Source organism: Sodalis sp. (in: enterobacteria) (genome assembly GCF_047607725.1).
Classification (GTDB): Bacteria; Pseudomonadota; Gammaproteobacteria; order Enterobacterales; family Enterobacteriaceae; genus JBLKSS01.
The window spans coordinates 1-13,942 of record NZ_JBLKSS010000318.1; the positions used below are offsets into that span (position 1 = coordinate 1).

The following is a 13,942-nucleotide window of genomic DNA, read 5'->3' on the forward strand; positions in this document are numbered from 1 at the left end:
AGTCCAGCGGGAAATTGGGACGACGTCTTGAGGGTTTTGGTGGGGTTTGTTTCATGAATTGCGCCCATTAAAAAAATAATGGACATCATCTTCAATAACTTGATGGGGAATTAACAGACGGCGCTGGGCGTACGCTTACCTTGACTTCGCCATGGGTGGCGCCGGTTAATCCGGCCAACTCACGGCTGCTCATTGCGACGGTTTGATGATGGGCTGCAAAGCCCGCTGCAGATATCATCATAATGTTCACCACTCAAGTAAAAGCAACGGCTCTCCATTGGAGTACAATAAATATACAGAAATACTGTAATTGTATCCAGTACTTTTACGGTAAAATGCAGTGCGCACTCCAGGTCTTTCAGGCAGGGGCGGGCCAACGGCGATAGATCGCGTGCAAAACACGGCGAGCTTGACGATAAAAAGCGGAGGCCATATGGGGTCCAACACGAGGAAACCAGCGCATGCCGGGCAGAGGGCTTCAGCCGTCGCGACCGCACATCCCAGGCTGACGGCTCCTGGCTTCTCGAAGGGACACGTAGTGCAACGGGCATCGCGTGCCGTGAAGGTGGATACCGGGCAAACCACCCCGCTCGGTCTTGAGGCGCACATCCCGGGGGAGCGCATTGCCGGCAATGAAGACAATCTGCAACCGGATATACTGGTACAGATTTTCCGCCGTCAGCGCACCGAGCATAGCGTACAGGTACCCGCCGTGGCAGAGCCGCTGCTGGTGTGGATCCTCACCGGTTGCGCCCGGGTAGAGGAGCGTGGCGCCGGTGAACAATGGCAGGTGAAGAACGTCAGCGCGGGTGATTTTTATTTGACCGCCACCGACGTGCCTTATGAAATGCGCTGGCAGGCCCGCGGCCCAGAGCCGTTTGAGGTCCTGCACGTTTATCTGGGGGTGTCGCTGCTTGAAGAGGCCGTCGCCCAAGTGCAGGGCCGGCCGTGCCGTATCCGCGAAACGGTGGGCGGGCGAGACGAAGTCATTTCACAGCTGCTTGCCCTATGCCGCCGCGAATTACTGAGGCGGCATGATACCAGCGCCACGTTTATCGCCGGCCTGGCGCGATGTCTGGCTGTCCACCTGGCGCGCTTCTACATGGAAGCCTGCGCCGCAGGCGTTTCGCTTACAAAAGGCAACGGCGGAAATGGACGCCAAGCTGTCGCAGCCGTTTGATCTTGCCGTGATTGCCCAGGCGGCGGGGTTGAGCAAATACCATTTCAGCCGGCAGTTCAAGAACGCCACCGGGCTCTCCCCCTCCAACTACTTTATTCGGTTGCGTATGCGGCGCGCCCGCCAATTGCTTGCCGATACGCGGCGCAGCATTATCGACATCGGCCTGGAAGTCTGTTATTCCAGCCCCGGTCATTTCTCGCAGGTGTTTCGGCGTGAGGTCGGGGTATCGCCAAACCACTACCGGCAATAGCGCGTCGCGCGGCGGGCCTTAGCCTATCTGTACGCTGATGCCGCCATCGGCCATGACCACCGAACCCACCATAAAACTGGCGCGATCGGAGGCCAGGAATGCGGCAATCTCCGCAATCTCCTGGGGGTGCGCCGCACGGCCTATGGGGGCATTGCGCCCGTGTTCGGCGAGAAATTCCCGACCATCCTCGCTAAAGTGATTAAGAATGTTGGTCACCACGTCGCCGACGCCGATAGCATTCACCCGGATGCCGTATTCAATCGCTTCCAGCGCCTGGGTGCGGGTCAACTGCACCAGCGCGCCTTTGGAGGAGGTATACGCGGCGATGCCGGGAAAGGTGAAGTAGGCGGCATAAGAGGCGATATTCACAATCGCGCCGTTGCGCTGTTGTATCATGACTTTCATTGCTTCGCGAGAATACAGAAATGCACCGGTGACGTTGGTCTCCATCTGCCATTGCCACTCCTCACGAGTCAATTCAATCAGGGGCTTATAAAGAATACGGCCGGCGCAGTTGACCAGGATGTCCAAGCGGCCAAACGTGCCTTGTGCCAGTGCTACCGCCCGCTCCGCAGCCCCATCGGCGGTAATGTCGGCCACCAGCGGGATAAGGCCTTCGGCTGCAAGTTGGTTAACCTCCGGCTGAATATCTTCGGCGATGACCCGGGCGCCGCGCTGATGCATCAACTCAGCGATGCTGCGGCCGATACCGCTGGCGGCGCCGGTGACCAGCACCACTTTGCCGGCGACTTCATTGGGGGTAGAAAGAAACGTAGACATGATAATTTCTCCAGCAAAAGAATCGTCATAGGGCGGCGCGATGCGTCACCTGCTGGCAATTGTCGCGCGCGGCCCCGCGGTCGTCTTTTGCGGCATTGCCGGCACTGTCGCGGTTTTGCTATGGTGTGTTTATCCGTTGACGACAACGGTCAGCGCAGGGTACCGATAGGGAAAAACGCCGCCCGCCGCTGCCACTGCTATTGCTTGAGAGATCTGCCATGAGCCTGCGTTGCGCCATTCTGGATGATTATCAGCACGTCGCCTTAACCCTCGCCGATTGGACCTTTACCGACGCCAGCATCGATGTTTTCAGCCTGACGACCCATTATGAGGATGAAGCCGCGCTGGCGGCGCAGCTTGCCGATTGCGCGATTATCGTGGTGATGCGCGAGCGCACGCCATTGACCGCCTCGCTAATGGATCGGCTGCCGGCGCTGCGGTTGGTCGTGACGTTCGGTATGCGTAACGCGGCCATCGACCTTGACGCCGCGCGCGCGTGATATCACCGTTTGTGGTACCGCCAGCGACTCGGTCCCCCCGATGGAGTTGACCTGGGCGCTGATATTGGGCCTGGCGCGCCATATCGTGCCGGAGAATCAGGCGCTGCGGCAAAACGGTCCCTGGCAGCATAGCTTGGGACTGACGCTTAAGGGAAAACGCTTGGGCTTGTTGGGCCTTGGCAAAATCGGCGGCGCCATGGCCCGGGTGGCGCAGGCGTTCGGCATGGAGGTCATAGCTTGGAGCCAGCATCTTGGCGCGGAATCGGCCGCGGCCGCAGGCGTTACGCTGGCGGCATCGAAAGGGGCGTTGCTGGCCGCCAGCGATATCGTGTCGATTCATTTGGTGTTAAGCGAGCGTACCCGCGGCCTTATCGGCGCGGCGGAGCTGGCGCAGATGAAGCCAGACGCGTTACTTATTAATACCTCAAGGGCGGCCATTGTCGAGCGTGATGCGCTGATAACGGCGCTGGAGCAAGGGCGAATTGCCGGCGCCGGGCTGGATGTATTTGATGTCGAACCCCTGCCGGCGCAGGACCGTTTACGCCAGTTGTCCAACGTGCTGGCGACCCCACATCTCGGCTACGTGTCCGACAGTAATTACCGCCTCTATTTTCGCGAAGCGGTGGAGGATATCCAGGCATGGCTGAATGGCACGCCGGTGCGTCAGCTGACCTGAGCGCCGCCCACGCCCGTTGCCCGCCGGCATCCGCAATCAAATCCTGCCGGATTTCGATCTCCACATACGGCAGGCAATGACCATAGGCATAAACCGGCACCGCGTAATCGGTATCATCCAAGGCGTAAGGTTGATTCTCACCGACCACCAGATCCACCGCCCGCTGTAACAACCGCAGCACTTCCCGGGCGAACGCCGGCTGGCGGTCAAACAGCACCCCTATCTGCCAGGGCCGGGAAAGACCCATGAACGCGGGCGTAAAGCTATGCATAGCGATGAGGCAGGTCGGCTTAGCGCACACGAGGCGGCGGTGCAGCAAATCATCGATGGCCTGATGATAAGGATCGAAAATCGCCGCTCGCCGCGCCGCCCGGTCGGCGGGACTCAGCGCCAGATTGCCCGGAATGGGGGTTCGCTCCGAGACGGTCGGGATAGCGCTGGGGGTGTCCGGTTGTCGGTTGCAGTCGATAACCAGCCGTGAATAGCGCTGATAGACCAAGCGTGGCCTTCAGCCGCGCGCTCAACCCTTGCGCAACGCCGAGCGCGCCGATATCCCAGCCGATATGGCGCGCGACTTCCCGCCGCGGCAATCCCAGCGAATCGAGCAGGCGCGGAATGCGCTTGCCAGCGTGATCACAGAGAATAACAAACGGCGAAGCGGCGCCGGGCCGCGCAATGCCGACGGACTCGGGTTCGTCGGGGGCCAACAGCGGCGGAGAAAGGGCGGCATTCATCACGTCAGCGGTGTCTCCTGGGCACATTTTTGCGCCATAAATGAAAAGGGCCGTTACGCCGGCGGATCGAGCTGCTCCCACCGCGCCATACGCTCCAGCGCCTGGTCCCCCAAGCGCGCCAGCGTTTCCGTCAGCACAAAAGCTGTGGCGGGGGTATCAAATGGCCAACAAGACTCTACCTGCACCGGCAGTACGACCTGGGCATGGGCGGCAAGAGGAGACAAATGTGAGTCGGTCACCAGAATCAGAGCCGCACCGCGCTCGGTGACCTGCTGCGCCAGTGTCGCCATAGTGCGCTGGTAACGGCGAAAATCGAATAAAACAAAGATGTCCTGTCAGCCGGCATCGACGATAGGCAGGATCCGTTGATGCGGCACTTCCGGCAGCAGCATGACCTGCGGTCGCAGTTGCCGCAAGTGACGTTCCAGATAGATAGCCAGCGACTGACTAAATCGCCCGCCGCCCAGCGTTACCCTTTTACCGCCCTGGCTTAGTAGTTCAATCGCCTGCTGCATGTCGAAAGCCGGTATGTGACGCAGCGACTGGCTGATGGCGTGGCAGGTGGCCTGCAGCGAGGTTTCCATCAGCTCGGCGTGGCCGCCGGCGGTTTGCCGACGGTCCAGTAATTGCAGCGGTCCATTCGACCGCCAGGAAAGTTCGGCGCGCAGCGCCTGCTGCAGTTCTACTAAGCCTCGAAATCCCAGTCGGAGCGCGAATCGTACCACCGACAGCGCGCTGACCTGGGCCTGCTATGCCAGGCTTTGCACCGAATCCAATCCTGCGCTGGGGTAATCCGCCAGCAGCGCACGCGCCACTTTTCTCTCGGTTGGGCTGAGCTGGGCCAGTCCGGTTCGCAGGCGCTGAATCAACTGTGGCGCTTCAGGCGCGTCGTCCGTCGAGGGGAGGGTTGGGGGTTCCGTCATCTGCCCCGCTCTTTTACATAATAAATAGGTTATTGACCGCCAATGGTATCATATTCATTACAGATACAGGTTCAGCGGTGATTTTATTATATAGATATAAAATAGACGCAAGCAGTTTACAGGTGTCCGACGCGTTAATGTGTCGGCGCAACAGTATCAACACCCGGGAAAGCACGCCGCACATTCTAACGACAGCGGCGTATAAGATGTGGCGAGAAAGCAGGGCATTAGCGCTGGATGAACCGGCGCGCTCATTAACCCCGCCACGGCGCGCGGTTTGGCTTAACCAGGCATGGCCACTGATGTTCTCGCTCAGCACACGCGCGTTACCCTTACGGCTTAGGGTGCTCCACGCCGGACGGCCACCGCCACCATGTCGGTTCCGGACTGGCGTGGGGGCGACGCCGCAACGCGGACCACCTTGCAAAATTTTGGCCGTTGAGTATCCCTCTGGTTGTTTCTTTGCCCCTGACTGTACGGGGCGCATTTTTAATCGGCTACGCCTGACAAATGGCTTTTTCGCTAAAGCATTAATACATTTGCGCAAAAAAGCGACGCTTCCCCACGCTTGGAAAAGCGTATGCCGTACAACCTACCTAGCAAGTTGCTGCGAGTCATAAAGGCGCCACGCGTATCCGCTTCAGTCTCCAAGTGGCGTCGGCCGCCTGATTAATCAGCTATCGGAAGGTGCATGGCCAACATTAGCAGACGTAAAGTATACGCGTCGCAAAATTTTTAATAGCGTTTACAGGAAATATCTTATTGAGTAAGCCATCATGAAAAACCTAGTGATCGATCTTTTAATTAAAATGGCCAAGGCGGACGTTCAAACCAAAGAACTGACTGCGCAGGTGGAAGCGATATTGTCGGCGCCGGTGGCCTCGGCGGAGATCCTCTCAAGCGCCGCCGATTTATTGTTGGCCCATTTCGACCGGTTAATTTCAGTTTCGCATTTTGTGGAGGAAAACGCTGACAACAATCTAGCACACCATTAGTCGCGCCTTCCACCCCGCGCCGCCGGGGGGAGGGCCCGCATTGGGGCAGGGCCGCGCCACGAAGAGCACGCCCCGCGCGATGGTGAGCTGTAATGGTAATCTATAATGCTACTACCGCGGGAACCCTCATCCCAAATCATGCATGACCAGCTTGGCGATTTCAAAATAGATAATCAGCCCGGTGCCGTCGATAAAGGTGGCGATGAACGGTGCTGATACTACCGCCGGATCGATATGCAAGCGCTTAAGCAGCAGCGGGATCACCGACGAGACGATCGCCGTCCAGATCGTAATGGCAATCAGCGTCAGGCAGACCACCAGCGTCACCTGCGGGCCGACATTCAGGATCCAGGCGCGTATCCACGCCACCAATCCGATAGATATCGCCACCAAAAACGACGTGGGAATCTCTTTGCGCAACACGGCGGGCAGATTGGGCAGGCTGACTTCGCCCAGCGCCATGGCGCGCACAAGAGTGGAAGTGATCTGCGTACCGCTATTGCCGCCGGTGCCGATAAGTAACGGAATAAAGAACGCCAGCACAATAGCCGCTTCCAATTCATCGGAAAAGGCTTTGAGTACCGTGCCGGTGTACGCTTCCGCCACGAACAGCAGCATCAGCCAACTGATACGTTTTCGCCACAGCCGCCAGGGTGAAGAGCTGAGATAGGGCTCGTCCAGCGGCAGGCTGGCACCCTGGCGTTGGGCGTCTTCAGTATATTCATCGCGCAGCAGCGCGGCGATTTCCCGCTCGCCAAGTTCGCCGATAAGCTTGGCATGGCGCACCACCGGCACCGGGCCGTTAAAATGATTACCCAGCATTTCGGCGACCTGCTCGCGGTCCTGCTCAGGCGCGACAGCCACAAAATCTCGCGTCATCAAACTGGCGATCGGCACATCGGAATTGTCTTCGGTAAATAGACGCTTGACCGAAAGAAGTCCTTCCAGATAATTATCTTTATCGACAATGTAAATTTGCGGCGGAATAGCATTGTCGGTGAGATAATCCAATAAATATTGCCGTGCATCACCTGCGGACAAGGTGCCCGAAATAGCAATGTACTGGTTACTCATATAATAAGCGACCGCGTGATCCATAATTTTTTCCCCTACGACAGTGACCGTCGAGGGTTGAGATGAGTAATGCATGATGGGTTCCCCAAAGCTGTTTTCGACATCAACAGTTCTCAAAAGGGGCATAAACCTGAGAAGAGAGCGCAGCCAGCCTATCTCCACGTCACGGTTTTGGCACTATACAACGTATCTGTATAACAGAAGTTACTTTGGGCTAAACCTTAATCCGATAAAGCCTGTCCTAACCTTGGGCGTCTCTCGACGTCGTCAGATCAGTAACCTGTATTTGTATAGGAGCCTCGCCAAACGAGATACTGAAAATTAAAATCGGGCAAATTATATAGTTCCAAACAATGGCCGGCAAAGTGAATACGCTTTCCGTTTATCAGCCGTTGATTATCATCCGCGGGAAAAGAAACAACGACCGGATAAGACGATGGTAAATAAGGTCATGAACCGCAGGTTTCGGCTGAAGAAGGATAACCCCGCGGGACCCTTGGTCGCCGGGCGTTCTCCTCGATTATGCCAGCTTTATCACCACCATACCGATGAGCAATAACACTAAACCTGCCCAGCCGCTGCGGCTTAAACGCTGATTGAACATTATCCAACCGGCGGCGATAGTCGCGGCGATTCCAAAGCCGCCCCATAAGGCGTAGGCTACCGAAAGGTCTATGCCTTTGACGGCTTGGGAGAGAGCGCTGAAGGCGCCGAGCACCGCCAGCAGCGATAACATGCCCAGCCACAGTTTACGGAAACCGTCCGACATCTTGAGCAGAATGTTGGCAAAAATTTCCAGTACCACCACCAGAGCCAGAAAGCCGGAGTGATAAAGATCAAACTGTTGCATGATGGCGCTCCTTCTGCCGCGCGCTCAGACCGCTATCGCCGCGGCTGGCGTTGTCGCCGTGTGCTTTACGGGTACCGGATTTCAACATCACGATACCGACCACTAAAATTGCCAGTCCCGTCAGCTTGGTCAGCGAGAAGGGCTCATCGAACCACATCACGCTGAACAACGTAATAAACAGAATGCCAATGCCTTCCCACAGCGCATAGGCGACCCCCAGCGCTACCCGTTTGATCGCCAGCGATAGCAGAATGTAGGAGGCGGTGATCATAATGTACATCACAATATGGCCGGTCATTTCGCCATTCACGGTGGCATATTTCATCGACAGCGTGCCGATAACTTCGGCCGTAATGGCGAGTGCTAAAAAGATCCAGTAAATCATGGTAATTCTCCCGACAACACGCGTGTCGGGGCATTTATGCCGGGGGGTGTGCGGCCTGGGGCCGGTCACAGATTGCTGCCGCCGGGGAGTAAGTTGCCCCAAACGTATCATTAACGCGGATCCTGGCAACGGCTGGCTCAGGCCAAGGACCGGTATTGGAAGAAAATACGCTACAGCTCGCCGCACCAATGCTGCTCACTGGCAGCGGTAGCCAAAATGAAATACCGGTAAGAAGAACAATTGAGGGTAATACTTTTAGTAAACATCATGGTTATTTTCAGTTATTAGCTGAAGTCCTTGTAATATTCCGAAAATCCTCGTAAAAATAAAATTATTATCTGCTACTATTTCTACCATAAGGGCGGAAAAAAGGCAAAGCGGGAAATTTCAGGATTTGTAAAGCATCGGCTGAAAGGAAGCGCCGCCCCTGTTGCGGCGCGGCACGCGGTGGGGGAGTCGGCCGCGGAAAAAAGTGCTGAACTGAGGCTTATGGCTGCTCGGGCAGGAGCGTTTCGACAATGGCATGCCACAGCGCGCTCCCCGGCTCGATAAGGGCGTCGTTAAAATCATAGCTGGCGCTGTGCAGGGGACGGGAGGGCGTTTCGCCGTCGGCTCCCAGCCAGAAGTAGGCGTCCGGACATGCCTCGAGCATAAAAGCAAAGTCTTCCGATGCCATCGGCGGCGTGATTGTGGGTGACCGGATAACCGACGCTAAACGTAACCTCGCCGCTGACGCCAAAGGACGGCGGCAGAGCGGCCACCAGGTCGCTAATCAGCGTTTTCACCCGGTCACGCACCGGCGTTTGCAGGCAGCGGAAGATGCCGCACAATACCGCATCGTCGGGGATCACATTCAGCGCAACGCCGCCGTTAATCTGGGTGACGCTCAGTACCGTCGAATCGGTTGGCGAGATGTGACGGGCGGTGATAGTTTGCAACGCCAGCAGTAGATGAGCGGCGGCAATAAGGGGATCGTCCCCCGTTTCGGGCATAGCGGCGTGGAAACTCCTGCCGGTCAGGGTAATCTCGAACGTATCCAGCGACGCCATCATGGCGCCGGGATTAATGCCGACATGGCCCGCCGGCAGGCCAGGCCAGGCCAGGCCAGGCCAGGCCAGTTATGCAACCCATATATTCCCTGCATAGGAAACCGGCGGAACAGCCCATCATCAATCATGGCGCTGGCACCGGCCAGATTCTCCTCCGCCGGCTGGAAAATAAAATAGAGGGTGCCGTTGAACCGGCGAGTGCGGCAAAGCGAGCGAGCGGCGCTTCGCTACTTCTCCCGATTTGATTTTACGGCAAGCGACGGCGGCTGCGGCAAAAATTTTATCGGTAATGATTGCTGCCTCCGCGCGTACCCGTTGAGCATAGCAGGGATAAGGCGGGAGATGATCCCGGAGGGAGACCCCCGCTGCGTCGGGGACGATAAAGTACCGACGCGAAGGGAGGGCTGCCATCCCTCCCCGGGGTAATCTCCACCCGTGCCACGATCCTAACGTATAAATAAGATAGTGTGTCCTGGCCAATTTCCGGTTTATTAAATTTTTTCATCATCAGCACAGAGGCCATCTAATTCTCTCCAAATCAAGAGTGGCGCCTGATTTATTCAAGAGCTTATACTTGCCGTTATGCATGCGGACGTCGATGGCAATCGTAGCTAACGCAGCGTCAGCGGGTATCGGAATGGACCATCGATTCGGCTGGTGCCATTAAAAGTGATAAGGTTTTAATTTGTCCAGCTTGGATAATTAATTGATATTACATAGAATAATATATTTATCATTTCTCATCTTTTGTTGTGATATATTTTTTGTTGTCGGTTTATACATCAAATAAATATAAAAAACGACTAAGTTAATATAATGAGATTTGCGGTTGACCAAAAAAATACTAAGATGTGAAGCGCGAATAAACATTATCCTGACTGTTAGGGGACGCTATTCTTGATAATCAGGCGAGATTAGTACTTATCGCTGATCCATTAACGTGAGTCGTTAAAGTAAGCGTTACGAAGCCGTCCTCTGCCGGAAGCGCTTGCCGCCTCAGCGGCGATAAGTGCGGCTGTCGACGTCGTCGCCCCTATCCGCGCCGAGGGACATTTTATCCACGCCGGGCGCCACGGCGGGCGATGCCGCTGGCAATCGCGCCAGCTGCGGCCAAAGCGCCATGATTAATGCAACAAGCATGCACAATTGCCGGTGGCTGACGCCGTCGCGCGCCTGCACCGCCATCCCTTGCAACGGGCAAGCCAGATATTTGGCCAACCGATCGGTATCGGTACTCGGGGGCAATTCACCTGACATTTGCCGCTCGCGATAAAAATCACGCAGCAGTTGTTCGGGCTGCATATTGTGGCTACGCAGCAGGGCGGCAATAGGCTGGGAATCGGCCGATAGGGCGGAAGAGGTGCAAATCAGGAAGCATCCTGGCGGTAAGCCTTCGCCGGTAAATTGGGCGACGCAAGCCGTAAGAAAGTCCTCGGTAGCGCCGGCGACGCGGCGGTGGGGGTTATCCAGACAGGGCTTCATTTTCCGAACAAAGCGCTGGAGATAACGTTCCATCCGTTCCATCGCCGCGCGAAAAAGCCCCTCCTTATTACCGAAAGCATGATATAGGGTCGGCGCTTTAGCACCGGTGGCGGCCACCAGATCATGCATCGATGTCGCCTCGAAGCCGTGCTGCCAGAATAAACGCAGGGCCACGTCCAGTGTGGCATCGGCATCAAAATGTTTCGGCCTGCCGCGTCCGCGAAGGGCGGTAACGGCCGTTTTGCTGCTCATGGTCTCCTCTCTGGGTTCATGACATTCATTAATATAATTAGTGATCATTACAAAAATTACAACCCCCTTTACGCCACAATGTTAACCCGATCGCTTCTCATAGCGGCCTTACAATGAATAAAAATTAATAATCATTAATAAAATACTTGATCGACGCACTCAACAAGGCTAGTTTTTAGTTATCGAACGTTAACTAAAACGCGTATACCACCCCTTTCAGTTACCAGAGAAGAGAGAATTTTATGAAAAACGTAACTTATGCCATTGCCGCTTTAATGCTCAGTACCTTGTCTTTTGCCGGCTTTGCCGCTCAATTAGTTCAGCAAGCTCCGGCCGACCAGCAGAAAGTGGGTGTGGTTTCGGCGACGGTAAATAACAGTAACCTGTCGTAGCTGCAGGCAGAATTGGCCGCGCAGGCCGATGCCAACGGCGCCAAATCTTACAAAATTACCTCCGCCTCCGGCGAGAATAATTTGCACGGCACCGCCGTTATTTATCAGTAACGAAATCGTCGGCCGGCGATTTCCCGCCGCCTAACGCCTGTATTCATTACCGACCCCGGCGGCAATCCTTGCCCCGGGGCCGTTTTGTTTTACGCCGTCGGCAGCCGTTTAACTATCGGCGCCGATTATCGCCGTCAGAACGACGGCGGACATTATCTGCGCACGCTGTTCAGCGCCAGCGGCGCCTATTATGGCAACGCGCTTGGACCTGATTATAACACGGCCCACGCCAGCCATTTTCATTTGGGTATGCGCGGTTTTGGTCTGTGTCGCTGACCGCCGGGGGTAAGGGGTTAGCGAAGGCTCAGCGGGCGGCGGCGCCATTGGCCCACTGTATATCGGTTCCGGCGCGGGTGCGCCGGTGACAATCACAACGCGGGAAATTCCCGCAGGTTAGGAAGAAAAAACTATGGCCCGTCGAACGCCTATTGAGCGCTACCGTAACATCGGCATCAGTGCCCACATCGATGCCGGTAAAACCACTACAACCGAACGTATTCTGTTCTATACCGGCGTAAGCCATAAAATTGGCGAGGTACACGACGGCGCCGCCACGATGGACTGGATGGAGCAGGAGCAGGAACGGGGAATTACCATTACCTCCGCCGCCACTACCGCTTATTGGAAAGGGATGGCCGGCGATTTGCCGGCATACCATATCAATATTATTGATACCCCTGGGCATGTGGATTTTACCATCGAGGTGGAGCGCTCCAGGCGGGTATTGGATGGCGCGGTGATGGTCTATGACGCCGTGGGCGGCGTACAGCCGCAATCGGAAACCGTATAGCGTCAGGCCAATAAATATCATGTTCCGCGCATCGCCTTCATCAATAAAATGGACCGCACCGGCGCGGACTTTTTCCGCGTGCACGATCAAATCAGCGAACGGCTTAAGGGTGTCGTGGTGCCGGTATAAATTCCGGTCGGAGCGGAGGAGCATTTCCAGGGCGTGGTGGATTTGGTGAAAATGAAGATGATCGTCTGGGACGAAACCAGCCTGGGGGTCAAATTCACCTATGACGCCATCCCGGCCGATCTGTTGCCGCTGGCCGAGACTTGGCATAACCGCATGGTGGAAGTCGCCGCCGAGGCCAATGAGGCGTTGCTGGAAAAATACCTTAACGGCGAGCCCCTAAGCGAGCAGGAGCTGAAAGCGGCGCTGCGGCAGCGGACGATCGCCAATGAGATCGTGCCGATGCTGTGCGGCAGCGCGTTTAAAAACAAAGGTGTACAGGCATTGCTGGATGCGGTAGTGGATTATTTGCCGTCGCCGGTGGATGTGCGTGCGATAATGACGAGGCGGACCACGAAGCGGTGCGTCACGCCAGCGACAGTGAGCCGTTTTCCGCGCTGGCGTTCAAAATCATGACCGATCCCTTTGTCGGGCAATTGATTTTCTTTCGCGTCTATTCCGGTGTCGCCAGTACCGGCGATACGATTTACAACCCGGTGAAAGGCAAAAAAGAGCGCCTTGGGCGGTTGCTGCAAATGCATACCAACGAACGCAAGGATATTAAAGAGGTGCGCGCCGGCGACATTGTCGCCACCGTCGGGATGAAGGATGTGACCACCGGCGATACGCTAAGCGATCCGGCGCAAGCTATTATCCTGGAACGCATGGTGTTCCCCGAGCCGGTCATTTCGCAGGCCATCGAGCCGAAAACGAAAGGCGACCAGGAAAAAAATGGGTATCGCCCTTAGTCGTCTGATGCAGGAGGATCCGTCGTTCCGCGTGCGTACCGATGAGGAATCCGGGCAAACGATTATTTCGGGCATGGGCGAGCTGCATTTGGAAATACTGATGGATCGCCTGCGTCGTGAATTTAATGTGGAGGTCGCGGTTGGGAAACCTCAGGTGGCTTACCGGGAAACCATTACCCAAAGCGTCGAGTCGGTGGAAGGCAAATTTGTCAAACAATCCGGCGGCCGGGGACAATATGGGCATGTGGTGTTGAATTTGACGCCGCAGCCTGCCGGTCAGGGCTATGCCTTTATCGTAAGCGTACGCCCAGCGCTGTCTGTTAATTCCCCATCAAGTTATTGAAGATGATGTCCATTATTTTTTTAATGGACGCAATTCATGAAACAAACCCCACCAAAACCCTCAAGACGTCGTCCAAATTTCCCGCTGGACTTTAAAATTAAGCTGGTTGAGCAGGCGCTTCAGCCCGGCGTATCCATTGCCAAGCTGGCACGGGATAACGGTATCAATGACAATTTGCTGTTCAACTGGCGCCAGCTCTACCGTCAGGGCAAGTTCGGTGTCCAACCTAAAATCCCCACTACACAGCAGGCTGAGCTACTGG

Annotated in this window: 11 protein-coding genes, 7 pseudogenes and 1 riboswitch; of the genes and pseudogenes, 8 read left to right on the forward strand and 10 right to left on the reverse strand. The window is 56.0% G+C overall.

Going from position 1 to position 13,942, the window contains the following annotated elements; translation table 11 throughout:
* The first annotated feature begins 538 nt into the window (after positions 1 to 538).
* Together ACMX3H_RS19080 and ACMX3H_RS19085 are read left to right on the forward strand one after the other, a co-directional pair.
* On the forward strand, positions 539 to 1,180 hold the full coding sequence (locus tag ACMX3H_RS19080) for a hypothetical protein (protein ID WP_415210816.1): 642 nt from the start codon (positions 539 to 541) through the stop codon (positions 1,178 to 1,180).
* Positions 1,152 to 1,430 (forward strand): helix-turn-helix domain-containing protein, encoded by a 279-nt coding sequence (locus ACMX3H_RS19085; protein ID WP_415210817.1) that lies wholly within the window; start codon positions 1,152 to 1,154, stop codon positions 1,428 to 1,430. The genes ACMX3H_RS19080 and ACMX3H_RS19085 overlap by 29 nt, the downstream gene beginning before the upstream one ends.
* 18 nt (positions 1,431 to 1,448) lie before the next feature.
* On the opposite strand, the gene ACMX3H_RS19090 is transcribed toward ACMX3H_RS19085, so the two are convergent.
* A complete protein-coding gene (locus ACMX3H_RS19090; RefSeq protein ID WP_415210818.1) occupies positions 1,449 to 2,210 on the reverse strand; it encodes an SDR family NAD(P)-dependent oxidoreductase in 762 nt (253 codons plus the stop codon).
* 218 nt (positions 2,211 to 2,428) lie between these two features.
* Between ACMX3H_RS19090 and ACMX3H_RS19095 the strand changes: the two are divergent.
* Positions 2,429 to 3,386: pseudogene (locus tag ACMX3H_RS19095) on the forward strand (D-2-hydroxyacid dehydrogenase family protein).
* A 4-nt stretch (positions 3,387 to 3,390) separates the two neighbouring features.
* On the opposite strand, the pseudogene ACMX3H_RS19100 reads toward ACMX3H_RS19095, so the two are convergent.
* From ACMX3H_RS19100 to ACMX3H_RS19115, 4 genes and pseudogenes are all read right to left on the reverse strand, one after another.
* Positions 3,391 to 4,120, reverse strand: a pseudogene (locus tag ACMX3H_RS19100) (N-formylglutamate amidohydrolase); the annotation flags it as partial.
* Positions 4,121 to 4,173: 53 nt separating this feature from the next.
* Positions 4,174 to 4,449, reverse strand: coding sequence for a MurR/RpiR family transcriptional regulator (locus tag ACMX3H_RS19105; protein WP_415210846.1), 276 nt, complete (start codon positions 4,447 to 4,449; stop codon positions 4,174 to 4,176).
* Between the two features lie 6 nt (positions 4,450 to 4,455).
* On the reverse strand, positions 4,456 to 4,845 hold the full coding sequence (locus ACMX3H_RS19110) for a MurR/RpiR family transcriptional regulator (protein WP_415210819.1): 390 nt from the start codon (positions 4,843 to 4,845) through the stop codon (positions 4,456 to 4,458).
* A 24-nt stretch (positions 4,846 to 4,869) separates the two neighbouring features.
* Positions 4,870 to 5,043 (reverse strand): hypothetical protein, encoded by a 174-nt coding sequence (locus ACMX3H_RS19115; protein ID WP_415210820.1) that lies wholly within the window; start codon positions 5,041 to 5,043, stop codon positions 4,870 to 4,872.
* A gap of 776 nt (positions 5,044 to 5,819) precedes the next feature.
* Here ACMX3H_RS19115 and ACMX3H_RS19120 point away from each other — a divergent pair.
* Complete coding sequence (locus ACMX3H_RS19120; protein WP_415210821.1) at positions 5,820 to 6,038, forward strand: sigma-S stabilization anti-adapter protein IraP; 219 nt, start codon at positions 5,820 to 5,822, stop codon at positions 6,036 to 6,038.
* A gap of 126 nt (positions 6,039 to 6,164) precedes the next feature.
* Here the strand turns inward: ACMX3H_RS19120 and ACMX3H_RS19125 are convergent, their stop codons facing one another.
* The 5 genes and pseudogenes from ACMX3H_RS19125 to ACMX3H_RS19145 all read right to left on the reverse strand — a co-directional run bounded on the left by ACMX3H_RS19125 (position 6,165) and on the right by ACMX3H_RS19145 (position 11,130).
* On the reverse strand, positions 6,165 to 7,136 hold the full coding sequence (locus ACMX3H_RS19125; protein ID WP_415210847.1) for a magnesium transporter: 972 nt from the start codon (positions 7,134 to 7,136) through the stop codon (positions 6,165 to 6,167).
* A gap of 125 nt (positions 7,137 to 7,261) precedes the next feature.
* Positions 7,262 to 7,430: riboswitch (M-box (ykoK) riboswitch) on the reverse strand.
* 202 nt (positions 7,431 to 7,632) lie between these two features.
* Positions 7,633 to 7,962: a multidrug/spermidine efflux SMR transporter subunit MdtI gene (gene mdtI / locus ACMX3H_RS19130; protein WP_415210822.1), complete on the reverse strand. Its 330-nt coding sequence runs from the start codon at positions 7,960 to 7,962 to the stop codon at positions 7,633 to 7,635.
* Positions 7,949 to 8,347, reverse strand: a complete 399-nt coding sequence (gene mdtJ / locus ACMX3H_RS19135) for a multidrug/spermidine efflux SMR transporter subunit MdtJ (RefSeq protein ID WP_025423203.1) — start codon at positions 8,345 to 8,347, stop codon at positions 7,949 to 7,951. The genes mdtI and mdtJ overlap by 14 nt, the downstream gene beginning before the upstream one ends.
* Positions 8,348 to 8,834: 487 nt before the next feature.
* A pseudogene (locus ACMX3H_RS19140) lies at positions 8,835 to 9,620 on the reverse strand (M20/M25/M40 family metallo-hydrolase); the annotation flags it as partial.
* A gap of 772 nt (positions 9,621 to 10,392) precedes the next feature.
* Positions 10,393 to 11,130, reverse strand: a complete 738-nt coding sequence (locus tag ACMX3H_RS19145; RefSeq protein WP_415210823.1) for a TetR/AcrR family transcriptional regulator — start codon at positions 11,128 to 11,130, stop codon at positions 10,393 to 10,395.
* 242 nt (positions 11,131 to 11,372) lie between these two features.
* Here ACMX3H_RS19145 and bhsA point away from each other — a divergent pair.
* From bhsA to ACMX3H_RS19165, 4 pseudogenes are all read left to right on the forward strand, one after another.
* Positions 11,373 to 11,633: pseudogene (gene bhsA / locus ACMX3H_RS19150) on the forward strand (multiple stress resistance protein BhsA).
* Between the two features lie 93 nt (positions 11,634 to 11,726).
* Positions 11,727 to 11,909 (forward strand): annotated as a pseudogene (locus ACMX3H_RS19155) (extensin family protein); the annotation flags it as partial.
* Positions 11,910 to 12,042: 133 nt separating this feature from the next.
* A pseudogene (gene fusA / locus ACMX3H_RS19160) lies at positions 12,043 to 13,644 on the forward strand (elongation factor G); the annotation flags it as partial.
* 102 nt (positions 13,645 to 13,746) lie between these two features.
* A pseudogene (locus ACMX3H_RS19165) lies at positions 13,747 to 13,942 on the forward strand (transposase); the annotation flags it as partial.